A 23,294-nucleotide genomic window follows, 5' to 3' on the forward strand; every position below is an offset into this window, starting at 1 on the left:
TTTAAAACATATAAAGAAAAAGCAAATGGATCACCTTCATTATCCACGTTTTCGGGAAAGTCCTTGTCGATTTTGGTCGTTTATTATCCGTCAACCAACGAATAAACTGTCATTCATTCGTTAATGACGTTAGTAGTAAGGATAAACAGGAGCTTTATATGAAACATACTGCATTGCGAAAACTAACCATGGCCTCGCTAATTGTTGGCGCTTGTGCTGCTTTTATACCCAGCGCCTATGCTGAAACTAGGGTGATAACTGCAGAAAATGTTGAGTGGGGCTATTTGAATCCGGCACGGGGTGACAAAAGCCCGGGGGCGGCCGACCTGTGGGGAGATAGAACCAAAGACACAACTACCGGTATGCTAGTGCGATTTAACAATGGCTTTGAATCGCCGCCACACATTCACAATATCACCTATCGCGGTATTGTTATTGAAGGTGAAATGCATAATGACGACCCAAATGCCGCTAAAATGTGGATGCCAACAGGCTCGTTTTGGACGCAGCCTGCGGGTGAAGATCACACTACAGCAGCAAATGACAAGACTAACCTAATTTACTTGGAAATTGATGAAGGTCCGTATTTAGTTAAACCGTCAAAAGAACATTTCGACAATGGTGAACGACCTATCAATATTCATGCAGATAATATGGTATGGCTACAAAAAAGCGACCTTGTAAATATAGCGGCCGACGGTGTTTCTGTTGCCTATTTGTGGGGCGAGACAAGTAGTGTATACGGCACCCTTGTCAAGCTTCCCAAAGGATTTAAAGGTTCAATAAAATCTAATGGTGATGAATTCAAGGCAGTGGTTATCAAAGGAAGCCTCATTTACAGCCAAAACAACGCCTCCAGACAGATCGAGTTAAACGCAGGAAGTTATATCGAGTCATCAACTGCTGCACACCATTCTGTTGAAAGCGCAAACCAGAGCGCAACCATTGTGTACTTAAGAACGTCGTCAAAATTTAGCGTTACAGATTAGTACGTTTTTTCCGCTCACGTACGCGGGGCATATCCCCTATGCTTCGCGTATTTTCTAGGCATTGAGCAATCATCGTCAACAAGCCTTTGCAAAAGCAGTAAATTAAGGTGGTTTGTTAAGACTTTATGGGTAACTGCCCTAATGCCGCTGCGCATGCCAAGCCAATGGCAAACGTCATCGCCACACTGGTGAAGGTGCCCAGAAGCACATATTCAGTTAGCTTCCTGTCCTGGTGTTTAGTGAGGTCGCCAAAGCGAAATATAGATTTAGCCGCAATAAGAAAGCCTATCGCAGAAAACTGATTTAGCAATACAAAGGTAAGCATGAGTACGCGCTCTAAATAGCCAATTCGTTGACCTGCCAGTGATAAAGTTTGTTGTGCCTCTGTACTTATTGTGGGCGGATCATTGGGGTGAGAAGACGGCATTTTGTTAGCTAATACTTCATCGCTCCAAGGCGACAGCAGCTGTTTAATAATAACTGAACTGGGCTTGAGTACCGCCAAATAGGCCAAGACCACTAATAGATGTGATGTACCTACCTGCTGAAGTAGTCCCACTGCCTCGCGCCACTGATTGGTGGCATACAAAAATACGCCTAAGATCACGGCAATGTGCGCTATTTGATCGACAACAAAAGACATAGTGTTTTGCTTACAATACGATTTAATAACGTCAATTTTGAAGTGAGAAACGGCGACTACAATTGCACTAAAACCTATACTTGCGATACTTATCGTTGATGAAAACAAGAACATTGCTGCTGCCGCGAGTATACCGTGTATGATTGCGTGTAGGTATAAGGGCAAAGCTAGTGCGTGTCGTTCGTTTCTTTGCTGTACCCAGGAAAACGGTTGAAAATAAAAGTCTGCTAATAAATGTGCTAACACGAGTGCTACCAGCAGTTGAGGTTCAGCAAGCATGTCGCTCTCCTGTCACAAATATCATGATTTTTGTGTTAGCTGTCATCACGTTAGTCTTCCTTGGTCAATTGTTCCGTTTTTGATGAGGCTCCATCTTGAGTCCATAAAATGAGCACTTTCTCCATATAGTCGAGATATTCTGCTATCAGTTTATAGTTACTGGCATTGAGGATTCGACTTACATTACTGCGATTTTTATCTAGTATGGCCGCAACACTCTCATGGCTTTTATCCGTGGCTTCAAGGTACGCGAGTAAGGTTTGCGACTGGGTTTGTGTCAGTCCATTGATATGCGCGTCGGCAAAACGTGTTAAGAGCTGCGTTTTATTGTCGAGTGTTTGTTCACCGCTACAAAAAGTAAGATGGTGCGGCTTTATGTTATCTAACCCTCGCCCTGACAACACAAAAGCGTCTCCTGTGCCTGTTTTTACTTCTGAAGGGCGAAATTGCGCTTCTCCCACAGCAACACTCATTCGCACATCTACACCTGACGCGTGCGCCTTAAGTGCTAGACGCAATCCAACTGCGACTGCAATGCTATGTTGTGGTTGTTCAACAACTAGCTGGAACGCGTCTCCTCGATAAATGTCAAAGTCTCCACCGTAGTACTCGGCATAGTATGTTAAACGCTCTCTCAGCGTAGCAATTATCTCTCTGAATTCAGCATCAGAATAAGACTGAGAGTTGGAGACGTCACCGGTAATCACACCAGCGCATTTTTTTGTATTACTTGTTAAAGCACTTTTTCTAGTCATATCACTATGCGCCGCGTTGTCTTTTCTGCTTTCAATAAGCACTTTTTCCCGTTCAGACGCCCACTATGACACGCTACTATATCAAATTCAAAAACAATCACACAATACAATGTGACCATTATTAATCACAAAAGCGGATGTGATTGAATTAAGTAACAAAAAGCGAAATGTAATAGAGGACGCATTGGAGAGAGTATGATCACAGAGCCATGCCCATGCCGCAAACTCAACCATGGCAGATGAGGAGCTCGCGTCTTTTCCCTGCTCTTATTCGACTGCCGAAAACTTGCTACACCGTGCAAATGTAAAAGAAGGTGAGCAGGTATTCATTACGGGGTCATCGGGTGGCGTAGGCTCAGCGGCAGTTCAGCTAGCGAAAGCGAGAGGCGCATACGTAATAGCGGTAACAAGTGAAGAAAAACGCGTCACTCTAGAAGCATTAGGCGCCGATGAAACCGTGCTGCGCGATGGTGACTGGGCAAGATGGAACTAATAGTTAGAGAAAACATAATCTAGTACGGTAGGTTTAATTTCGCCAGCGTTATTTACATGGTAAGTGTTTTGAAGCCGGACTGGGCTAAACAAAAGTGTGAAGTAAAATGTCAGAATTTGGCCTTTATACGGAATAAAGTTTAGCGCAGTTTCTTCCGGACGCCTTAGCTTGATAAAGGGCTTTGTCTGCCTGCTGAACCAGCGATAAAGCAGTCTCTTTACTTTGCGAAGCAGCATCATGGCGTAATGGATTCAGCTCCATAGACGCCATACCGATACTTACCGTAAGTTTACCGTCATAGTCCGACGCCCGATGTGGGATATCTAGAAACTTCACGTTTCGAATAATTCGTGCAGCGATAGCGTGGAGTTCATCAAGCCGAGTATTAGGTAAAATAACGGCAAATTCTTCACCGCCATAGCGGGCAACTAGATCGTCACTACCTAAGCAGCTATTAGTTAATGTATCGGCAATTTTTTGTAATGCCGCATCGCCAGCCACGTGACCATAAGCATCGTTAAACTGCTTGAACAAATCCACGTCAATAAGCAGTAAGCTTAGCGCCAAGCCTTGTTCTTCACATCGCTCCACATCTCGCTGCAACGTACTGTCAAATAACCTTCTGTTTGCAATGCCTGTCAAGCCATCAATATTCGCTAAACGTTCTAGTTGCTTATTAGCGTCAAGCAGATCGGTTTGCGCTTTTTGAAGCGCTTTTCGGTTGCGTAGACTTTGTAATGTGTTACCAAGCATCTCGCCTATTCGGCGCAAATATTCAATATCAAATGCGTTCCATGAGTATGGGCTGCCTATAATGTCACAGCCAATGAAACCGTAAATAGTATCGTCCACCATAATACGGACACACAAAATAGAGAAAATTCTCTCTTCTTCAAAAACGAGTTTTTCCGCCGCAGCCTCTTCAGGAAGCGTCGTTACATCATCAACTTTAAACATTCCATTAGAAATATGGGAAATGAAAAAGGGTAGCGAACTCGTTGGTATGTTCTGAAGTTCATCAATAAAAGGCGTTACACCTGCGGCAACCCATTCGTGAGTATTAGACATACATTCACCATCATCGCTAAACTCAAAAAGGTAGCATCTATCTACATCACAGAACTTACCTAAGGCAGCCAAAGCTTGATCAATAATGCCGTCGAGTTCATAAACACTGGCTGTAATGAGCTTGGATGAAAAATTAGTGAGAAGCTGATTGAAGGATATATGCTTGCTTACTGCTGAACTTTTACTGTTATCGCTGAATAATGCTGTAAAGTTTGTTTTAATCTGTAACACAACCCAATCCCCTACAGGAGTGGTTACCACGCCACTTTCAACAAAACAGTTCATTGTCCTAGAACCTGTTTGAAGTCTGTAGTGCTGCGCTACTGCCTGCCCCTTTTCTGCAAGCACAAATGGCGACTTACCTGGGGAAATCATTTCTTTTGTTTCGAGGTCAAAAAAATTAAAAGAATGCGTATCAACAAAAGTAGATTGTCGTATCCCGAAATCCCGTTCAAAGCCCTTACTGACATGAATGCTGGCCGACTCTGGGCACTTGAATAAAATGCTCGAGGGCATTTGTCTCAGAATGGAAAGTATATCTGTCGAATTCAATTTGAATCTCACGAACTTCTATTCAGTAAATGTAGCAGTTAATCTTTAACTAGTGAAAAATCTATTTATCCCACGACGCGCACCGGCACTTCATTAAACTTATTTAACGAAAAAGCGTAATGATAAGTATAGCGATTATTAAATTGGAATTTGTAGGCGAATATGGGAAATTCAATTGTTGAATTAATGGATAACATGTACAGCGAGAGCGAAAACACTACGTCACTAGGTGAGGTAATAGAACGCTTCGAAGACAGGGGTTTTGGCCCCCTCTTATTGATGCCAGCCCTGATCGCTCTGCTTCCCACTGGCGCCATCCCAGGCGTACCCACGCTGTGTGGAATCACTTTATTTTTTATATGTTCACAAGTCGCCATAGGAAAAACCAGTCCGTGGCTTCCAACATTTATTAAAAATAAAGAGGTATCTACTAACAAATTAGATAGCGTAGTTGAAAAAGCCAAGCCTTATGCGCAGAAAGCTGAAAAGCTATTAAAACCTAGGCTTACCTTTCTTTCACATACCCCATCAAAGAATATTATTGCGGCATATTGCGCGATTGCATCACTTTGCATGATACCTCTGGAGGTACTGCCCTTTGCAGTAGCCTTGCCCGCTTTTGCGCTATGCGTTACCGCGCTTGGAGTAACCAACCGTGACGGCGTCTTTCTTATTATTGGTATGCTGCTTCAATTAGGAACCGGATACTTGGTGGTCAAGGCATTAGCGATGATGTAACACTGAGTACTAACTAGAGCCCCCCTACTTTAGGCGACAACCACTTGTTTTGTCGTGGTTTTTACGTACTATTCGTGAAATTAAACAACTGTATCTTGGTACAGATTATTACTTTCATTAGAATAGAGCCGAAAAATAATGAAGAGACTTATTGCCGTACTTCTTGCTGTATCATTTGTTTTCCCCGCGTTTAAAGCCTTTGCTGAAAACTGTGTATTCAGCTGCCCTATTGGACTAAGTGGGCAAACCATAACTCGCTCCATTTATACGCTGAATAATAACCCACAAACAAAGTTTGCTAATTGGGTGGCGTATCATGTTACGCCCGAGACTATTGATGGCCCTTCTAGAAGCCGTAACTGGAAAGCAGACCCTGAGTTGGATGATGAAAGCACATTAGAGCCCAATGACTATAAAGGTGCGTGGCGCGGTATAGGCACAGACAGAGGTCATCAAGTTCCTCTTGCCTCCTTTAGTAACTCACCGAATTGGCGAGAGTTGAATTACCTTTCAAATATTACGCCTCAAGACTCTGATTTGAACCAAGGTCCATGGGTTAAATTAGAAAATGCTGTACGCAGCCTAGTGAGAACAGGGCAAGATGTGTATGTGGTTTCAGGCCCACTTTACGAAACATTTTTCGCTGCGTTGCCCGGTGCCGATGAGCTGCATAGTATCCCTAGCGGTTATTTCAAAGTCATCGTGAGTGAAGTTAACGGTTTAGTGGAAGCGTCTGCGTTTATCATGCAGCAAAACGCCTCTCGCCGTGATGATTACTGCACAACACAAGTTACCATTGATGAAGTGGAAGCGAGAACCGGGTTAGATATTATGCCAGTATTACCCGATGAACGTGAGGAAACTATTGAAGGCAGGCTTGGTAAGCTAGCGATGCGACTTGGCTGTAGCTAAGCCTTTCTTGGGCATAAAAACGTGTAGCTATCATTAATAGACAGCCTTTTTGTTGGTAACTAGTTGCTTTTAAAAGGTTGCAGTAGCAAGGCGCGAATTGAAGCATTTTCTTTTGTCGCAGGTACATCCTGTTGGCCTATGGAAAGTGTTTCGTCGCTTTGCTTCGCTCTAGGGGTAAAGCTTTTAAAAAGCCTGTCCCACCAAGATACACTGAAGCCATAGTTAGAATTTGATTCTGCCTTTACTTGGCTATGATGTATGCGATGCAAACGCTGGGTAATAAGCACCCAACCCACTCTGTCGTCCCACTTTTGCGGCAATCGAATGTTAGCGTGGTTAAATAGCGCAAACCCATTTAGTGCAACTTCGAAGATAACTATAGCAATTGCTGGTATGCCTAATACCGCTACTGCCAAAGCCTTTACGCATAGGCTAATAGCAATTTCCACGGGGTGAAATCTAAGACCTGTAGTGGTATCTACATGACTATCAGCGTGATGCATTTTGTGGAAGCGCCATAGAAGAGGCACCGTATGAAACAACCGGTGCTGCCAGTAAATGAGCATATCTAGTAGCAGTACACTTGCCACCACAATAACAGCAAAGAAAGCGCTGTCGTATTGGCCATTATTCAATTGGCCAGTGGATGAAGAAGCACTGTATGATTGCTCTAGCATGAAGTTAAACAGCCCAACACCTTCTTGCTGAGCCCATATCGACACGCCTACTAAGGTTGCGGGAAGTAAAACTCTCGATACTAGTGCGCCCATCACCACCATGGAAAGGTTTCCTACCCAGCGTGTTTTTCTATTTAGTACAGCATTGCGCGCAGGAAACAAGGCTTCCAGTACCGCCATAAAGGCAAAGATACCTAGAAATACACTCAGGCGAATAACAGATGCATTATCCACTGTAGTTCTCTTTTCGTTTTAATTTCATGTTTACTTCTTAACGACTAATTACCCTTGTGCACAAAGAAGGCGGAATTGTGGCACCCTACCCTTATTACTTGTGACGCCCTAAACCTAATCAGTTGTCGAACACTGACTTTGTTCTACTTTATTTAAGGTGCTAAACCCACCCGCAATTCGAGTAACCACAGTTACGGCACAAGCAGCGGCAAAAATATATGCTAGTACAGCAAAATGTTCAGGCCAGAAGCAAAAAGCAAGAAACATAAGAATCGTTTCTGTACCCTCGGTTAACCCCTGCATATAGTAAAAACTTTTGTTAGCGAACTGGGGTCGGTCGATATTGAACTTTTCAGCTGCAATGGCAAAAGCCAAAAAGCTACTGCCCGTACCGATAAATGTGGCAAGTAGCACCATTGCTGGTATGCCCCAGTTGATGGGATCAGCAATACCAAATGCTAAGGGAATAGATGCATAAAACAAAAAATCTAGACATATATCAAGAAACCCACCAGCACTGCTGCTACTTTGCTGATATCGTGCTAACTCACCGTCAATACCATCAAACACTCTGTTAAATATAATGCAGCCAAGTGCCATTCCCCACCAGTTAAAAATAATAAAGGGGACGGCAAGAATACCTAAAATAAAGCCTGCAACGGTAACTTGATTCGGGCTGATGCTTCTTGCATCCAGTGTTGTGATCAATGGTTTTAATAGCGGTTTAATAAAGGGGGTAATTTTCGCATCTAGCATGGTGATAACTCTATTATTTGACCGCCGGCAGCAAGGGCGTCCTCTTTGTCGTGTGTTACAAGTACTGCGGGAATGTTTCGCGCTTTAAGCTGCGCAAATGTCCAGCTTCGAATTTGCTCACGAAGGGCAAAATCTAGTTTGCTAAATGGCTCATCTAGCAATACGACATCAGGTTGTGAAGCTAGCGTTCTTAGTAGAGAAACACGGGATTGCTGCCCGCCTGATAGTGAAGTGACTGCGCGCTCCCCTATGCCCGCTAAGTCGACAGCGCTTAGCATTTCATCAATAGCCTGCATTTTAGCTTTTCGGTTTGCGTAACCGTCTTTAGGCATGGCAAAGGCAATATTTTCTGCAACCGTCATGTGCTCAAATAACAAGGCGTCTTGAAACATTATGCCTACTTTACGTAGATGAGCCGCCTTGTCGCTTACCACGACCCCATTAATTTTGATGATACCGCTAAAACTAAACGGCCCATGAAGTTGGCCGGTAATTGCCTGCAGCAAAGTAGACTTTCCGGCTCCACTTGGCCCCATTACCGTTAAAATTTCTCCGTCTTTTACACATACGTTCACTTTTAATAGTGTGTTTTGTGCATGAGAAACCACTAGGTTTTCTAAACTAAGCGCCATGTAATACTGCTCTACTCTTTTTCTCTGATGTACGTAACTTGTTACGTGGTTTTACTAACGCGGCAGGTAAATACCAGGCAATCACAAAGCCAACTAAAGGCATAATCGCTTGGATAATAACGAATACCGCCGTTAAGCGCGTACTGCTTCCCGACACTGAAGCCACGGCTTCTGTAGTAATAGTGGCAATAGTGCCCCCCGAGGCCAATAACGTGGGCAAGTACTGGCTGAAACTTATAGCAAGCCCCAGCGCCCACGCCACCATAATGGCTGAAAACAGGGACGGTAATTTAATATGGTAGAACACTTGCCAAGGCGTTTTGCCTAGGCTTTGTGCAACCATTGCGTAGCGAATATCGAATTTGCGATAGGCTACCGCCATAGACAAAAACACGTAGGGCACCACATAAACCATATGAGCAATATAAGTATGAAACCAAACAGCGTCTTGCAGCACGAGCTGCTGGAACCAAACTAGGCCATATAAAAAAGCCACACCAGGGACCAATAACGGCAAAAATAACGAGATAGAAAACGCCCTTTCAGCATTTTTACCTGCGGGTTTAAGCAGCTCACTTTCCAGTGTAAATAGTACTAACCCCAATGCTGAGGTGCTTGCCAATATGCCCAGTAATAAACTGTTAGAAAGTGGCGTCGCAAGGGTTTCAAGTGCCGTTTCCCAGTGCAATAGCGTTGTACCTTCTGGCAAAAAATTGGGGTAGTACCACTGCTTAGCCATTGAGTACACAAGTACCGAATAAACCACCGCGCCAATCAAGGCAATGTATAGCGCTACAGTGCTATAGGCGGCGCCTTGCACAAGGCGATCAAAAAAACGCCGGTTCCCTTTTGCAAGCCTTTTCCTTCCCACATATATCACTACACGCTCAACGCCTAACAGCAGAAGTAACGCCAAACCACTAACGGCAACCTGAAGCACAGCAGCACTGCTTGCCAATAGGCGCATAGATAAATCGATATGATTAAACCAATGCATAATGGCTACGGCCAAAGTGCTGGGGTTATTCCCCCCTAATATAAGTGGAATTTCCACGTTAGAGGTGGCAAAGACCAACACTGCTAATATAGGTAATCTGATTTGTGTGAAGACAGTGGGCATCACAAGCTTAAAAAAGGTTGCCACGGGCGAGTAGCCAAGTGCCGTGCCCACTTTGATATAGCCAGAAAGTTTACTTTTCACTAATGGCTGCGAGATTACGCTTAACGCCATTAAAAGAATAAACGGCAGTTCTTTTAAACTTAACGCCAGCAGTACGCTTAGCCCTCCAGAGTCGTATGGGAAAAAAGCGTCGCCGGCACCAGGAATGGCAGAGTTCGTTCCAACTGCAGCTATTCGCGCAAATATGCCCGACGGGCTAAGCACAAATAACAAGGCAATGGCTGCAGCGGCGTGTGGCAAAACAAGAAACGGACTTAATAAACCTTGAATTTTGTTAAGCCAATTCGATTGATAAAACGAAGCTAATAATAAAAACGCACCAGCCATCGCCAGTAATGTAGACCCCACCCCAGTAAAAAGTGAAAGCCACACCATTTGCCAAATATCATCAAGAGCAAATAGCGTTCTAAAAACATCTAGTGAAAAGCTGTTGGCGCCTATGGCAGGAAAATAGCCTAACGCCGGAAATGCCACGCCAACTAGACCGGCTAAAACAGGAATGCACAGCAAAAGTATTAAGCACCAGCGGGCAATGCGCGTAAATTGAGCGAACATCAGTAGCGCGCTCCATAGCGTTCGTACCATGCCTCTCGCAACGCATCGGTCCAGCTTGAATGAGGCTCGGCCAACAGTATCATAGCTTGCGATTTATCTAGCGCTGACGGGTGAATATTATCTTCAGCAAAGAGCGCTTGGTCTGACGTAGAGAGGCTTTCAATATCAAGCACTGTGTCGTCTCCCCACACCTCTACCGCCTGTTTTTTAGCTTGCGCCTGCGGTGAAAGTAGAAAGTTAACCACCGTTTTGGCCGCCGCTTTGTTTTTTGAGTTATAAGTAAGGCCTACAAAGTGAACGTTTGCCAGGCTACCGTCTTGCATAACATAAGTACGAACATCGTCAGGTAAATCGAAACGCGTTACCGCCGAAGGAATTTCTGAAGCGGTAAAAGAAAAGGCCAATGAAAGCTCTCCTGTACCCACCAAACGTTGTAATTGGGAGGCTTGACGTAACATGTGCTCACCCTGTTGCCACATAGTAGGATGCAGCGCATCAAGGTACGCCCACAAACTCGGTAAAACCGTATCAAGCGATTTATCATTTGCTGGCTGATAGAAAAGGCTTAACTTATCCTTATTAAGTGCTAGCGCTGCATACTTAATAAAACTAATACCTAAATAATCGCTCGGTACTGGGTAGGTAAATCTACCTGGTGATTTTTGGCTAAATCGTAGAAGCTCTTCAATGGTTTTCGGCGCCATAAGCCCTAGCGTATTTAAGTGTGCGCTACGATAGTAAAAAACCATAGACGCTTTGCCCCAAGGCGCCTCCATTCCTAAAGTAGGCTCACCAAAGTCTGTCGTTACAGCGGGGTTTTGATCTGGATTGGTTAGACTAAAATTGTCAAGTTCACCTACCCACGAAGTACTTAGCAAATCGTGTTTTTTCATTGCCGCGAAGTTTTCGCCGTTTATCCATATGAGATCGACACTGCCGTTTTTGTGATTCCCTGCCGCCTTTTCGGCAAGCACTCGTGACACCGCATCACTAGTGTCGGCCAGCTTCACGTGTTGAAGTTCTATGTTAAAGCGAGTTTTAACTTGCTCGGCTACCCACTGAAGGTAGCCATTGACCTGGGCGCTCCCCCCCCAGGCATGAAATCGAACAAGAGGCGGTTTTTCGCTGGCTGCTTCATCGCTGGTTTTGCCCACCGCCGGCTGGGCCTCAACAAATACCGAAAAAATAACCATGCAGGTAAAAAAGAATACCTGCATGGGGGTAAACAAGGGTCTATTTGTACTTAACTGTGCCGCAGCTTGCCACCCTGAATTCATTTGGGAAGCATTCAGAGCTCTAGCATTAGCGTTAGCGTTAGCGTTAGCGTTAGCGCTACTGTGCCGCATTAAGCGCCCAGTCATAGTTTAGGTATTCAATATCTGCAGTGTCATTTTTTAACGCTGAAACTTGCGCTTCAGTTAATTGCATTGCGTCTTTATACAGCAAGATAAACTCGTCGAGCGTTGACGTGTCGCGCCACTCGCCGTTTTCACCTTCAAAATCCTTACTGTACCAATCAAATATTTTTGATAGATAGAGTGTGTTATCGCTCATTTTGTTGCGAGAGGTGTCAGCCAAAAACCGCTTAGTTTGTGCCTCTAACTGCGAATCCAGTTTGTCTGCTGTGTATGCTTCTTCACGAAGCGCTGGGCAACCTACACTGGCACAATTCACCGCAAAATGAATGCGAGGCTCGTTATAGTTTTTTGTGGTTTGGTTTGTACCGCGAATAAGTTCGTGTTCAATTTCATCCAATGTGCGAGTTTCACCAAGCAGCGGGGCTATCTCTTTTTTCCAAGGCGAAGAAAAGAAACTTCCTAAATCTCGGATAGAGTCAATAGCTGGGTACTCAGTTAAAATAAGTTCGATGGTGTAGGCGTTATAGGCGTTAATAAGAAAAGCGAGCTGTTTGTCCTTATTCCATGAATCAAATGTACTTTGCTCAACCTTAGATAAGCGCGCCAAATACTCGTTAAGCGTATTCCGCTCTTTTTTAAAGCCATCGTAATTAACCTGTGTACTTGCGCCGTTAGAAATCGGCGTGACGTACTTACCTAACAAATTATCAAACGTGCTATGTAGACCCGCTTCAGCACTAGCATAGAAACTTACGCTTGCAGCAAACAGCGCTACGCTGCCTGCTGCAATACCACGTAGCACTTTACTACTACGTGATAAACGGGCGACTTTACACATGAAAGACGATTGAGTAGTTTTCACTTCTATTACCCTCTGCGCCATGTGTGGAATTTCTCAACGTAGCTTAAAAGTTTTTCAGGAGCATTAGCGCGCTTCCAGTTCCCCGCTGCGTATTTCGCACCTTCTGCCCATGTTGGGTAGGCGTGAATAGTGCCTAGTATTTTGTTTAATCCTAGGTCGTGTTTCATGGCAATAACAAACTCAGCGAGCAAATCACCAGCGTGCTCAGAAACAATAGTAACGCCCAATATTTTGTCTTTACCCGGCGGCGTAAGCACCTTTATAAAACCCTTACGCGCACTTTCGGCAACCGCGCGATCGAGTTCGGCAAATTCGTATCGCGTTACTTCTACATCAATATCTTGTTCTGCAGCATCACGCTCACTAAGACCTACTCTCGCCACTTCAGGGTCAATAAAGGTTGTCCAAGGAATAACGCGATAATCCACTTTAAACTTTTTGAACGTGCCGAAAAGCGCATTTACCGCCGTATACCATGCCTGGTGAGCGGCTACGTGGGTAAACTGATAGGGCCCTACCACATCACCAGCAGCAAAGATGTTTGGCATAAGCGTTTTCAAGTATTCATCGGTTTCTATGGTTCTATCGAACTGAATACCCAATTCTTCAAGACCAAACCCATTTAGACGCGCCTTTCGACCAACCGCCACGATCACTTCGTCATAGGCGACAGTTGATTCAACACCTTCTTTAGCAACCACTAATACTTTTTCACCGTCTTTCGTTTCAAAGCGCAATGCGTCATGAGATGTCAAAACATTCACTCCGCTTTCACGAAGTACAGATTCAGAATATTCAGCTACATCAGCATCCTCGCGGCCCATTAAACGGGGTGCACGTTCTACTTGCGTAACCTCACTACCTAGGCGAGAAAAGGCTTGTGCCAGCTCACAACCGATTGGACCACCACCAAACACAATTAAACGCTTTGGCGCGTTTTCAAGGTCAGCAAACTTAGTCCATAAAGTATCAGATGTGACATAACCGCTTTGTTCAATACCAGGCAGGTCAGGAACAAAAGGCGCTGCCCCCGTGGCAACAACAATGTTCTTTGTTGTTAGCGTTTGGGTGCCGCCATCATTCTTTTTAATTTCCACCGTCCAGGGGTCGATGATCTTTGCATAGCCTTTCACTACATCCACACCTAAACTGGTGTAACGCTCTACGCTGTCATTAGGTGCAATTGCCGCAATGACTTCGTGAACACGGCCCATCACTTTTTTAAACGACATGGCTGGTGTTACCGGCTCTAAACCATAGTTATCGGCATGGCGCATTTGGTTTGCTACTTTAGCCGTTTTTATAATGGCTTTACTCGGTACGCAGCCATAGTTAAGGCAGTCGCCCCCCATTTCCCCTGCTTCTACCAGCGTTACTTTTGCTTTCACCGCTGCAGCGATATAACTGGTAACCAACCCACCAGCACCGGCGCCGATCACCACTAGATTTCGGTCAAATTTCTTTGGTTTGTTGTAGCCTTTGTAGACGCGGCGGCGATTCACTAGTGCCACAATGCCTTTAGCTATCCATGGAAATATACCTAGCAGAACAAATGAAAAGATAAGTCCAGGCGATACGATGCCTGACAGGCTGTCAATTTGCGCAAGCTGCGTACCAGCGTTTACATACACAGCAGTACCGGCAAGCATGCCTATTTGGCTTACCCAGTAAAATGTCCAGGTTTTGAGTGATGTCAGCCCCATTAACAGGTTGATTAAAAAGAACGGAAATACTGGCACTAAGCGCAAAGTAAATAAGTAGAACGCACCTTGTTTTTCAATGCCTTCATCAATTTTCTTAAGCTTTTCTTTAAACTTGTTTCGTACGGTATCACGCAAGATGAAGCGCGCGACTAAAAAAGCTAACGTTGCGCCCACGCTTGAAGCGAAAGACACAATAACTAAGCCCTGCGCCAGCCCAAAAAGTGCACCTGCAGCTAAGGTCAAAATTGCTGCACCTGGAAGCGACAGAGCGGTAACGGCCACATAAATAGCAAAGAACACCCCAATGCTTAATACAGGGTTTTCTTCTATTTGCGCTTGAAACGTATCGAGTGAGTCCTTCATCCCCTGAAGGGTTAAATAGCTATTCAAATCAAAGTAGAAAAAGCTAAATATAGCGGCGGCGATAACTCCTAAAAGCGCTATTTTCTTAAACATAAAAATCCTTAGCGCTTAAAACGCGTATTGCATGGTAACTTGAGCGTGACGGGGCACGTTTGGCATAACAAGCGTCGCGCCGAAATATCCACCTTCAAACAGTGGCTGCCAATTTTCTTCATCAGTCACGTTAATTACATCTAAGCGTACACGCAGATCGTCGCTAACTTGGTAATCAGCATTTAAGTCTATGGTGTACTGGTCGCGAATATGCACGGTTTGTAAAAAGTCTAATGGGAATGACTTGGTGTATAAAGCACTCGCACCAAGTTGAACATCATCAGTTACCTGCCAGCCAGCGTTAATAGATGCTATTTGCGGTGGAATACCTTGTACTCGGCTGTTCGATGCTGGGAACGCCGCAAATGACGGCGATCCCACTCCAGTCCCCTCAATAATATCCGGGCGACTGTTATCAAAGGCGTCGATAACCTGAGCCGTGCCTTGAAACGCTGCAGAGTCACCGAAGCGAGCGTCTAAATAACTGTAGGCAGCATTGACCCATACATCGTCGCCTTGGTAAAACATTTGCAACTCAAAACCTTTAGTTTTCACGCCACTGTTGCTGCCGTCGCGATTGCGTAAGCTACGGGTTTGTTCGAACACTGCCGCTTCAGCATACCATTTGCTGTTTGGCGCGTATTTTACCCCTGCTTCGTACAGGGTATTTTCGGTAGCAAAATTAAGCGGGTTAATTTCATTATTACCGCCCAATACTGTGCCACCCGCCATACTGTTTGACGTAGCATCGTTTTCGGAAAACGCAGCATATAAGTTGATGTCGCCAGTGAGCTTGTATACCGCGCTTAACTGGTAGCTAGTTAACGTATCGCTATAGCTATCAGACGCTGCCGTTACTCCCTCAGGCGCTAATGGGTCGCGGGCTTCAACATCGTAATAATCTACTCTAACGCCGGCAATGGTTGAGAACTTATCTGTCCATGTAGAGCGTTGCTGTAGTGCCACCCCTGTTTGCCACGATGTGGAATCAGTGGTGTCTGACAAGTTAAAATCGCCGTTGCCATCACCATCCAGGTCATATTGCGCGCCCGGAGATACGAATACACCCGGACGCAGCTCGACTAAACGTGCTTTTTGCGCGTCGGTAAGAGGTATCACACGGTTAGAGATAGGCCCGGTTAAATCAATCGGATTGTCGGCCTCAGTAGTAAACTGGCTATAGCCCAACACATCGTTATAGCGAAGCGCTAACCCTACGGTAGTAAGTTGGTTATCGTTCCACTGGTAATCCACTTCAGTGCGATTTTCAAACGTATCAGCGCCGTCAATAATTTCGACAAAGCTATTTTGGGCTATCTCTTCACGCTCTAAATACTGGTAATAGGTCATATTGCGAAGCGCCACGTTATCAACCACTTTGTATTCAACGTTGCTTCGAATAACCGTGGTTTCAGCACCGTTAATGTCGTCAGGATTAGTAAATACGCGGCTACGAGGAATAACCACTTCACCGGTAGGTGAAATAATGGCACCAGCCCCCGGTACTATACTGCCATTTGGTTGAGTGCCCTGCCCAGTAATATAAACACCGTTATCGATAAGGTCTTGGGTTGGGCGGTTGATACCTGCGTTGTCAGGATAGTCTGTATCATAATACTCTGCACTGATATCCCACGTCAGCACGGCGCTCGGTGTATAGCGATATGCAACAAATAGGTTTGTACTATCGCGCTCAGCAAAGTCATAGAAACTGCCATTGTCTAGGTACTCAGCACTAAAGCGAATACCGCTTTTCCCTTCGTCTATTGCAGTACCGTAATCGACTTGGGCTGAATACTGCTCCCAACGCCCGGCGCGAAGGGTAACTTTACCCTTGCTTTCTGTGGTAGGCGCGACCTTGGTTTGAAGGTTTACAAAGCCGCCATTGCGCTGCGTACTACCAAACAACACTGGCGACGGCCCTTTCACTACGTCAATTTGCTCAACGCTATTAAAAGACAATGGCAACCCAAAACCATTATTACCCGCCTGACGACGCACGCCGTCTTGAAAAAGTTCGCCTAACTGACCGCGAATACTTGGCAAGCTGGGTGTACCGAAGCCGCTTGAAGCGTAGGCATTAGGGGCTGCCTTTACGATATCGTGTAAATCATTAATGTTAAGCGCTTCTATCGCTGCTGCCGACAATGACGTTACTGCACGAGGGGTTTCTGCTGCACTTAAACCGCTACCAAATAACCCTTTAAGTGTATTGTCGCCTGGGTTTAGCGTGTTTAAGCTTTGTTGACTGCCTGTTACTTCTACGACTTCAATATCTGCAACTTGTTGGGCAGCTAACGACTGACTGATGGCAAGCGCAATTGTGCTAACGGCTAGGCCGATTATTCTTTTCATTAACGATTCCGTATTTTTATTTATTATTCGACTAGACCGATACGTGTCACAAAAAATTTCAGTACATTTAATTTTTAAAAAATTTTAGAAAACATAAAATTAGTTGAAATTTTTATTTTGAACGGTCGTTCTAGTATGCTTGCACTATTATACTTTTGGAGCATGTATGCAAAACAACACAGATATTCAAAACCGACTCGAGTGGTCACTACTTTCTCTTCGCGTAACTATTTTTATCGTTATGTTCGTTTGGACCTTAGATAAGTTTGTCAATCCAGCTCACGGCATGGCTATTTTCGAAAAATTTTACGGTATAGGCGGAGTACCTGAAATGGCCGTCTACATCATGGGCGCATTACAGCTAGCACTGGTTTTAGCATTTCTAGCAGGCCTTGCGAAAAAATACACCTACGGCCTTATCTTTATTCTTCACGGCGGCTCTACCCTTTCGTCTTTCCCGCAATATCTAGACGCCTTTAATCACCTGCTATTTTTTGCCGCATGGCCTATGTGGGGTGCGTGCTTTGCACTGTTCCTACTGCGCGAAGCTGACACTAAGTTTGCCTTTGGCAAGTAGTGACTATTCGTTGAATAAGTGCGCTAGATCGACTCGCAAGACGCAAGAACTAGATATACTCGCTAGATAGGCTGCCTGCTAAAAAATTAGCGCTCGAATGTTTCTCGTTATCGAATTTATAGGGCGCGAGGGCCACGCCGTTTTAGCATTAGGTTTATTTTCTGGCAGCAGCATACAGTTGCTGCCATTCGCCCTCTTGTACCGGCATTATTGATAACCTTCCGCCTTTCTTAACTAAAGGCAGCTCATCAATACCTTCCATACTTTTAATCACAGAAAGTGGTAGTACATTGGAAAACTTTTCTACAAACTTCACATCGACACGATACCATCGGGGGTTCTCTTCGCTGGATTTAGGGTCGTAGTATTTTGATTCAGGGTTAAACTGTGTGGTGTCTGGGTACCCATCTTTCACCACTTCTGCAACACCGGCAATACCCACTAGTTTGCAGCTTGAATGGTAAATAAACACCTTATCGCCTAGCTTTACGCCGTCACGTAAAAAGTTACGCGCCTGGTAATTTCTTACACCATCCCACGGTTCAGTTTGGTCAGGACGGTTTGCCAAGTCATCGATAGAAAATGCATCAGGTTCTGTTTTAAATAGCCAATACGCCATGTTTTTATTCATTCTCTTAATATTTGAGCACTTACTAAAGCGTTTATAAATAAAAATACGCCGTACGTGCTCTATTATCTTTTTAACTAACCCCAGTATACAAAGCGCTTTTATTTAATGACAGTGCTATACCTTAGCTTGGCTAAGACTGCTATAATTACGCACTTAATCTGAGCTCATCCCTATTTTGAGTTCAGCAATTCCCTGATTTATCTAGATGTGATTACTATGCAAGCCACCATTAAGGCCGACCGCGGTCTGTTTTCTTACCCTAAATATTGGCCACACTGCCTGGGTACTGCGCCTTTTCTTCCTATGTCAAAAGAGGAAATGGATGCCCTTGGCTGGGACAGCTGTGACGTTATTTTGGTAACCGGCGATGCGTATGTCGATCACCCTAGTTTCGGTATGGCGGTTATTGGTCGAGTACTGGAAGCCCATGGTTTTCGCGTTGGCATTATTTCTCAGCCAGATTGGAAGAGTAAAGACGACTTCATGAAGTTGGGTAAGCCCAACCTGTATTTCGGCGTAACAGCCGGAAACATGGACTCTATGATCAACCGCTATACGTCTGACAAAAAGCTTCGTCACGACGATGCCTATACGCCAGGCAATGTAGGTGGTAAGCGTCCTGACCGTGCCGTAACTGTTTATGCACAGCGCTGTCGCGAGGCATTTAAAGGCGTACCTGTGATTGCAGGCGGTATTGAAGCCAGCTTGCGTCGTATTGCGCACTACGATTACTGGAGCGAAAAAGTACGCCGCTCAGTACTGTTCGACTCTAAAGCCGACATGCTGTTTTTCGGTAACGCCGAGCGCCCGCTTGTTGAAGTAACCCATCGCTTGGCGGCAGGTGAAGATATTGCCGATTTACGCGACATTCGCGGTACCGCAATCATCGTTAAAGAAGCCTTGCCCGAATGGCAAGGTGTTGACTCTACCTCTCTAGATAGACCCGGTAAAATTGACGCCATTCCAAGCCCCTATCAAATGGAGCCCGAGTGCGACTCGCAGGATAAAGATACGAAAAGCAGTGAAGCACCAGAAGCATCGCCCATTGTTATTCAGCCTGCGCAGAAAGAAAAAGAAAAGCGTAAGCCTTGGGAAAACGTGTACGTTAAGCTACCTGCGTATGAAACAGTAAAAGACAACAAGGTTTTATACGCACATACATCGCGTATTTTGCACCAAGAGACCAACCCAGGTTGCGCTCGTGCACTGATGCAGCGCCATGGCGACAGACACATTTGGATTAACCCACCCGCCATGCCGCTTGAGACAGAAGAGATGGACGCGGTATTTGATTTGCCCTATCAGCGTGTGCCTCACCCTATATATGGCGATGCAAAAATTCCTGCATACGATATGATCCGCTTCAGTATCAACATTATGCGCGGATGCTATGGTGGCTGTACTTTCTGTTCTATTACCGAACACGAAGGGCGTATTATTCAAAGCCGTTCTGAAGACTCTATTATTCGCGAGATAGAGCAAATACGCGATACGGTACCGGGCTTCACTGGTGTTATTTCAGACCTAGGCGGCCCAACAGCGAACATGTATCGCCTGCGTTGTAAGAGTCCGAAAGCGGAAGCCACCTGTCGCCGCCCTTCTTGTGTGTACCCAAGCATATGTGCACATATGGATACCGACCATAAGCCAACTATCGACTTATACCGCCGTGCTCGCGAGTTGCCTGGAATTAAAAAGATTTTGATTGCTTCAGGCGTACGTTACGACCTAGCGGTAGAAGACCCTGAATACGTAAAAGAGTTAGCCCTTCACCACGTAGGCGGTTATTTGAAGATAGCACCAGAGCACACGGAAGACGGCCCGCTTTCGAAAATGATGAAACCGGGCATGGGCAGTTACTACCGTTTTAAAGAGCTATTCGATAAGTACTCACAAGAAGCGGGCAAAAAACAGTATTTAATACCTTACTTTATTGCGTCGCACCCGGGTACCACCGACGAAGACATGCTAAGCCTTGCGATATGGCTTAAAGAAAACAAATTTAAGCTGGATCAGGTACAAAACTTTTATCCGTCGCCAATGGCAACGGCCACCACTATGTACCACACAGAGGTGAATTCACTTCGCAAAGTGACGAAAGAAAGTGAAGAGGTGCCTTCTGCAAAAGGTGAAATTCATCGCAGACTGCATAAGGCAATGCTGCGCTATCACGACCCGAAAAACTTTGCGCAAATTCGCGAAGCCCTTACGCGTATGGGACGTGAAGACTTAATTGGCCGTGGTCCTCAGCACCTTGTGCCGCCAGAGACCGCTGACGAGAAACGTCAGAAAGCGCAAAAAGGCCGTCGTGGAGAACGCGCGCTTACTAAGCATACCGGGCTTCCACCCACGTTTCAGGGTAAAAACGGGAAAGGCAAAAGCCGAGACGGTAGCGCGGTTAATAAAAGCCGTCGTAATACAAACGGCAATAAGCAAGGTAGCGGTAATAGGCAAGATCAAGCCAACGGTAATACCGCCAATCGAAATTCCGGTAAAGCTTCTAAGGCGAATAATGGCGGCGGAAACAATCGTGGCCGCTCTCAAAAACAGCCAAGCATGCATAAACGTTAAGATAACAAACGCTAAAAATAAAAAAGCCCGATGCTTTTCAACATCGGGCTTTTTTGTGACTTTTAGCAATAGCACTGCGCTATTTCAGTTAACTATTTGTGTATCCAACCTATATGTATCCAAGCTATACGTTTACATTCAGTCGTGATTTGGGTAACACTCCACATTTTCAAGTTTAGCAAGCTCACCAGTTTGCTCATTTCGCAGCAAGCAGTGCTTGCCATCACTCAGTAACGTAAAGCTGTACACAGGGTTGTCATGCCTTCCTTCAACGGGTAACCCCCTGCTATCTACCTTCGCTTTCCGTTCAATTGTAATGTTTGAAGCTTTGCTAAACACATTATCAGCAACAGTGATGGGGATACCGCCGAACCAGTCGCTGATGGTATTTTCAATAGTTTGCTTTTGGCTTGCACTAGTGCTGTTAGTGATTGCTTTATGCAACTCAGCCTCCTTGTTTGCAGCACAACCAATGGCCGATGATAGCGCTATAGCAAGGGCCGCAGCTGGCAGCCCTTTGCTTTTAGCCTTGCCTTTACCGAATAGAACCATCATTCTTGTTCCTTGATAACAAGCTGATTGATCTTGTTTTGTAACACAAAGTTCGCTTTGCGCTTTTCGGGCGTGTCGATAGGAATAAGCTTTTCACCCACTAGCGCACTTTGATTACTGCGCAGTGCGTTTACATCAGCCGTGCCGTTACCCGATACCACTTCAGGGCATGCGCCCGTAGCTGCAAATTCTAGTGCTGCAGACAACATACCTTCATTCGGGTCGCCTAAACTAGCAGTAAAGTCATCTTCAACTTCACATCCTGGCAGTTCAAAATCAAAGTTTGGCGTGCTGGTTGGCATAAAGCCGTCGGCATAATCACCAAAGCCTTTATTGTTCACTCCTTGGAACTGAATAGTGAAGTAAGTTTCACCACAGTTGTCTGTAGGATAGAAACCATAAGGCTTACCGCACGTTGTAGAGCCGATTTGTACTACCTCAACGTCTATACCACGAAGGGCATTCATCACCGCTTCACTTGCTGAACAGGTTGCATCTGTTGAAATTACGTAAACACGAGTCAGCGAAAGGCTCGGTAGTAACGTATCGGTAAGCCGTCCGGCGTTGTAATCGATAACATTGCTGTAAAAAGGCGTAGAACTAATATTGTCGCCGGTTACAGGGTTAGTCGTTGGGTTCTTGTCGTTAAATTGCAAAGTTTCAAACGTAGCGTTGTTCGTTTGATTTGGACCCGCTACCATATAAGAAAGCTGAGAAGCTAACGCCAAACGTCCCCCACCGTTGTAACGTAAGTCCATAACTAACTCGGTTACATTCTGCTCAACAAATGTATCGAACGCGTCTATCAGCCCTTCTTGCGCAGTAACAATGAAGGTATTAAATTGGAAGTAACCTGTTTTACCGTTTTCGGTATCGAACACCTTAACGTTTTGAACCGGTGTTACGTTGATATCAGCTGAGGTTATATCAACTGACATATTCGTACCGTCAATCAGTTCAAACTCAAAGCTTGTAGTGGTTCCGGCATCATCAGGAAACAGTCCATCGTTTAAAGCGTTTACACCTTGTTGGGTATTGTCATTAACGAAATCAACGCCGTTAATACTCACAACCTTAGCGCCTCGCGGCACATTCGCTGCAGCAGCAGGTGAACCAGGCTCTGTGAACCGCACCGTTAGCTCTCTTGGTACCGTGTTTGAGCCAAATTCCCAATCAAAACCAAAACCTGACGATATGCCAGATTGAGATAGCTCGTTATATTCAGCCGTGTCTTGTGAAAAATGAAAATTGTCTTTAGGCGTACCGCTTGGCGTTAATTCATTGGTTTTTAACTGGTCGAAGTATGCCAATACTGAAAAGTTTTCTGGGTCGTTATCGTCTACTTCGTCGTACCACAAGTAGGTATCGTTAGTCCAAGAGCGCAGCCAGAGCTTTTCATCCATTGCGGTACCTTGGGTATCTGGATAAGCACTTCCCGTGAAAGGGTCTATGCCAGTTCTTGGCGTTTCACATCTGGCGATGAATTCAGATTGTGGCTCATAGACACCGGCTTCCCACTCAGGTTCAGACGTAACAGGAGTCGTTGGTGTAGTAGGTGTCGTTGCTACTGGCGTGTTACTGGATGAACCGCCACCTCCGCCACATCCTGTGAGAAGTGAAATCGTGACTGCAAGTGCAACTGAAGTATACGTATACGCTTTCATGATTAACTATATACCCTTTATGTATAGGTGCCGAATTTGAAAGTTCACCGGCCTTTATGCGCTCGAAAAGACTTTGTCCTACGTTAGCATAGTTTATAGTGC

19 protein-coding genes and 1 pseudogene are annotated in these 23,294 nt (G+C 45.1%); 6 read left to right on the plus strand and 14 right to left on the minus strand.

Annotation, left to right across the window (positions count from 1 at the left end):
* Positions 1 to 158 precede the first annotated feature (158 nt).
* Positions 159 to 989, plus strand: coding sequence for a DUF4437 domain-containing protein (locus tag ACXAFM_RS19055; protein ID WP_474831964.1), 831 nt, complete (start codon positions 159 to 161; stop codon positions 987 to 989).
* Positions 990 to 1,104: 115 nt separating this feature from the next.
* On the opposite strand, the gene ACXAFM_RS19060 is transcribed toward ACXAFM_RS19055, so the two are convergent.
* On the minus strand, positions 1,105 to 1,911 hold the full coding sequence (locus tag ACXAFM_RS19060) for a DUF3307 domain-containing protein (RefSeq protein WP_474831966.1): 807 nt from the start codon (positions 1,909 to 1,911) through the stop codon (positions 1,105 to 1,107).
* 50 nt (positions 1,912 to 1,961) lie between these two features.
* Positions 1,962 to 2,708: a nucleotidyl cyclase domain-containing protein gene (locus ACXAFM_RS19065; protein WP_474831968.1), complete on the minus strand. Its 747-nt coding sequence runs from the start codon at positions 2,706 to 2,708 to the stop codon at positions 1,962 to 1,964.
* Positions 2,709 to 2,874: 166 nt separating this feature from the next.
* Between ACXAFM_RS19065 and ACXAFM_RS19070 the strand changes: the two are divergent.
* Positions 2,875 to 3,141: pseudogene (locus ACXAFM_RS19070) on the plus strand (zinc-binding dehydrogenase); the annotation flags it as partial.
* Positions 3,142 to 3,282: 141 nt separating this feature from the next.
* Here the strand turns inward: ACXAFM_RS19070 and ACXAFM_RS19075 are convergent.
* Complete coding sequence (locus ACXAFM_RS19075; protein WP_474831971.1) at positions 3,283 to 4,602, minus strand: sensor domain-containing diguanylate cyclase; 1,320 nt, start codon at positions 4,600 to 4,602, stop codon at positions 3,283 to 3,285.
* Between the two features lie 339 nt (positions 4,603 to 4,941).
* Between ACXAFM_RS19075 and ACXAFM_RS19080 the strand changes: the two genes are divergently transcribed.
* Both ACXAFM_RS19080 and ACXAFM_RS19085 read left to right on the plus strand, forming a co-directional pair.
* Positions 4,942 to 5,517 carry an exopolysaccharide biosynthesis protein gene (locus tag ACXAFM_RS19080; RefSeq protein ID WP_474831974.1) on the plus strand — a complete coding sequence of 192 codons (576 nt, stop codon included), beginning with the start codon at positions 4,942 to 4,944 and terminating at the stop codon, positions 5,515 to 5,517.
* A gap of 138 nt (positions 5,518 to 5,655) precedes the next feature.
* Entirely contained in the window at positions 5,656 to 6,429 is a 774-nt protein-coding gene (locus ACXAFM_RS19085; protein ID WP_474831976.1) for a DNA/RNA non-specific endonuclease, read from the plus strand.
* Positions 6,430 to 6,488: 59 nt separating this feature from the next.
* Here ACXAFM_RS19085 and ACXAFM_RS19090 read toward each other — a convergent pair whose 3' ends face one another.
* The 8 genes from ACXAFM_RS19090 to ACXAFM_RS19125 form a co-directional block, all read right to left on the minus strand.
* A complete protein-coding gene (locus ACXAFM_RS19090) occupies positions 6,489 to 7,340 on the minus strand; it encodes a sterol desaturase family protein (RefSeq protein ID WP_474831979.1) in 852 nt (283 codons plus the stop codon).
* A gap of 114 nt (positions 7,341 to 7,454) precedes the next feature.
* The gene (locus ACXAFM_RS19095) at positions 7,455 to 8,096 is read right to left on the minus strand and encodes a CDP-alcohol phosphatidyltransferase family protein (protein WP_474831981.1); all 642 of its coding nucleotides are present in this window, start codon (positions 8,094 to 8,096) and stop codon (positions 7,455 to 7,457) included.
* Positions 8,090 to 8,728: an ATP-binding cassette domain-containing protein gene (locus ACXAFM_RS19100; protein WP_474831985.1), complete on the minus strand. Its 639-nt coding sequence runs from the start codon at positions 8,726 to 8,728 to the stop codon at positions 8,090 to 8,092. The genes ACXAFM_RS19095 and ACXAFM_RS19100 overlap by 7 nt, the downstream gene beginning before the upstream one ends.
* Positions 8,718 to 10,463 carry an ABC transporter permease gene (locus ACXAFM_RS19105; RefSeq protein ID WP_474831988.1) on the minus strand — a complete coding sequence of 582 codons (1,746 nt, stop codon included), beginning with the start codon at positions 10,461 to 10,463 and terminating at the stop codon, positions 8,718 to 8,720. The genes ACXAFM_RS19100 and ACXAFM_RS19105 overlap by 11 nt, the downstream gene beginning before the upstream one ends.
* Positions 10,463 to 11,656 (minus strand): ABC transporter substrate-binding protein, encoded by a 1,194-nt coding sequence (locus ACXAFM_RS19110; protein ID WP_474832106.1) that lies wholly within the window; start codon positions 11,654 to 11,656, stop codon positions 10,463 to 10,465. Before ACXAFM_RS19110 ends, ACXAFM_RS19105 begins: the two co-directional genes overlap by 1 nt.
* A 139-nt stretch (positions 11,657 to 11,795) precedes the next feature.
* Positions 11,796 to 12,659, minus strand: coding sequence for a DUF547 domain-containing protein (locus ACXAFM_RS19115; RefSeq protein ID WP_474835865.1), 864 nt, complete (start codon positions 12,657 to 12,659; stop codon positions 11,796 to 11,798).
* Positions 12,660 to 12,688: 29 nt separating this feature from the next.
* A complete protein-coding gene (locus ACXAFM_RS19120) occupies positions 12,689 to 14,842 on the minus strand; it encodes an FAD-dependent oxidoreductase (protein ID WP_474835804.1) in 2,154 nt (717 codons plus the stop codon).
* Between the two features lie 15 nt (positions 14,843 to 14,857).
* Entirely contained in the window at positions 14,858 to 17,197 is a 2,340-nt protein-coding gene (locus ACXAFM_RS19125; RefSeq protein ID WP_474835805.1) for a TonB-dependent receptor, read from the minus strand.
* 166 nt (positions 17,198 to 17,363) lie between these two features.
* On the opposite strand from ACXAFM_RS19125, the gene ACXAFM_RS19130 reads away from it, so the two are divergent.
* Complete coding sequence (locus ACXAFM_RS19130; RefSeq protein ID WP_474807164.1) at positions 17,364 to 17,774, plus strand: hypothetical protein; 411 nt, start codon at positions 17,364 to 17,366, stop codon at positions 17,772 to 17,774.
* Positions 17,775 to 17,928: 154 nt separating this feature from the next.
* Here ACXAFM_RS19130 and ACXAFM_RS19135 read toward each other — a convergent pair whose 3' ends face one another.
* A complete protein-coding gene (locus ACXAFM_RS19135; protein ID WP_474835806.1) occupies positions 17,929 to 18,393 on the minus strand; it encodes an EVE domain-containing protein in 465 nt (154 codons plus the stop codon).
* Between the two features lie 228 nt (positions 18,394 to 18,621).
* Between ACXAFM_RS19135 and ACXAFM_RS19140 the strand changes: the two genes are divergently transcribed.
* Positions 18,622 to 20,976: a YgiQ family radical SAM protein gene (locus ACXAFM_RS19140; RefSeq protein WP_474835807.1), complete on the plus strand. Its 2,355-nt coding sequence runs from the start codon at positions 18,622 to 18,624 to the stop codon at positions 20,974 to 20,976.
* 138 nt (positions 20,977 to 21,114) lie between these two features.
* Here the strand turns inward: ACXAFM_RS19140 and ACXAFM_RS19145 are convergent, their stop codons facing one another.
* Both ACXAFM_RS19145 and ACXAFM_RS19150 read right to left on the minus strand, forming a co-directional pair.
* Positions 21,115 to 21,531 (minus strand): hypothetical protein, encoded by a 417-nt coding sequence (locus ACXAFM_RS19145; protein ID WP_474835808.1) that lies wholly within the window; start codon positions 21,529 to 21,531, stop codon positions 21,115 to 21,117.
* On the minus strand, positions 21,528 to 23,192 hold the full coding sequence (locus ACXAFM_RS19150; protein ID WP_474835809.1) for a S41 family peptidase: 1,665 nt from the start codon (positions 23,190 to 23,192) through the stop codon (positions 21,528 to 21,530). Before ACXAFM_RS19150 ends, ACXAFM_RS19145 begins: the two co-directional genes overlap by 4 nt.
* Positions 23,193 to 23,294 lie beyond the last annotated feature (102 nt).

The organism is Alteromonas sp. ABD4_190, assembly GCF_056160105.1.

Bases quoted from the DNA above. Each gene is read 5' to 3' on its own strand.
- ACXAFM_RS19100 (WP_474831985.1), bottom strand. From the start codon at position 8,728: ATGGCGCTTAGTTTAGAAAACCTAGTGGTTTCTCATGCACAAAACACA.
- ACXAFM_RS19130 (WP_474807164.1), top strand. From the start codon at position 17,364: ATGCAAAACAACACAGATATTCAAAACCGACTCGAGTGGTCACTACTT.
- ACXAFM_RS19075 (WP_474831971.1), bottom strand. From the start codon at position 4,602: ATGATTTCCCCAGGTAAGTCGCCATTTGTGCTTGCAGAAAAGGGGCAG.
- ACXAFM_RS19055 (WP_474831964.1), top strand. From the start codon at position 159: ATGAAACATACTGCATTGCGAAAACTAACCATGGCCTCGCTAATTGTT.
- ACXAFM_RS19105 (WP_474831988.1), bottom strand. From the start codon at position 10,463: ATGTTCGCTCAATTTACGCGCATTGCCCGCTGGTGCTTAATACTTTTG.
- ACXAFM_RS19150 (WP_474835809.1), bottom strand. From the start codon at position 23,192: ATGAAAGCGTATACGTATACTTCAGTTGCACTTGCAGTCACGATTTCA.
- ACXAFM_RS19095 (WP_474831981.1), bottom strand. From the start codon at position 8,096: ATGCTAGATGCGAAAATTACCCCCTTTATTAAACCGCTATTAAAACCA.
- ACXAFM_RS19140 (WP_474835807.1), top strand. From the start codon at position 18,622: ATGCAAGCCACCATTAAGGCCGACCGCGGTCTGTTTTCTTACCCTAAA.
- ACXAFM_RS19085 (WP_474831976.1), top strand. From the start codon at position 5,656: ATGAAGAGACTTATTGCCGTACTTCTTGCTGTATCATTTGTTTTCCCC.
- ACXAFM_RS19115 (WP_474835865.1), bottom strand. From the start codon at position 12,659: ATGTGTAAAGTCGCCCGTTTATCACGTAGTAGTAAAGTGCTACGTGGT.
- ACXAFM_RS19120 (WP_474835804.1), bottom strand. From the start codon at position 14,842: ATGTTTAAGAAAATAGCGCTTTTAGGAGTTATCGCCGCCGCTATATTT.
- ACXAFM_RS19145 (WP_474835808.1), bottom strand. From the start codon at position 21,531: ATGATGGTTCTATTCGGTAAAGGCAAGGCTAAAAGCAAAGGGCTGCCA.
- ACXAFM_RS19060 (WP_474831966.1), bottom strand. From the start codon at position 1,911: ATGCTTGCTGAACCTCAACTGCTGGTAGCACTCGTGTTAGCACATTTA.
- ACXAFM_RS19125 (WP_474835805.1), bottom strand. From the start codon at position 17,197: ATGAAAAGAATAATCGGCCTAGCCGTTAGCACAATTGCGCTTGCCATC.
- ACXAFM_RS19080 (WP_474831974.1), top strand. From the start codon at position 4,942: ATGGGAAATTCAATTGTTGAATTAATGGATAACATGTACAGCGAGAGC.
- ACXAFM_RS19135 (WP_474835806.1), bottom strand. From the start codon at position 18,393: ATGGCGTATTGGCTATTTAAAACAGAACCTGATGCATTTTCTATCGAT.
- ACXAFM_RS19110 (WP_474832106.1), bottom strand. From the start codon at position 11,656: ATGGTTATTTTTTCGGTATTTGTTGAGGCCCAGCCGGCGGTGGGCAAA.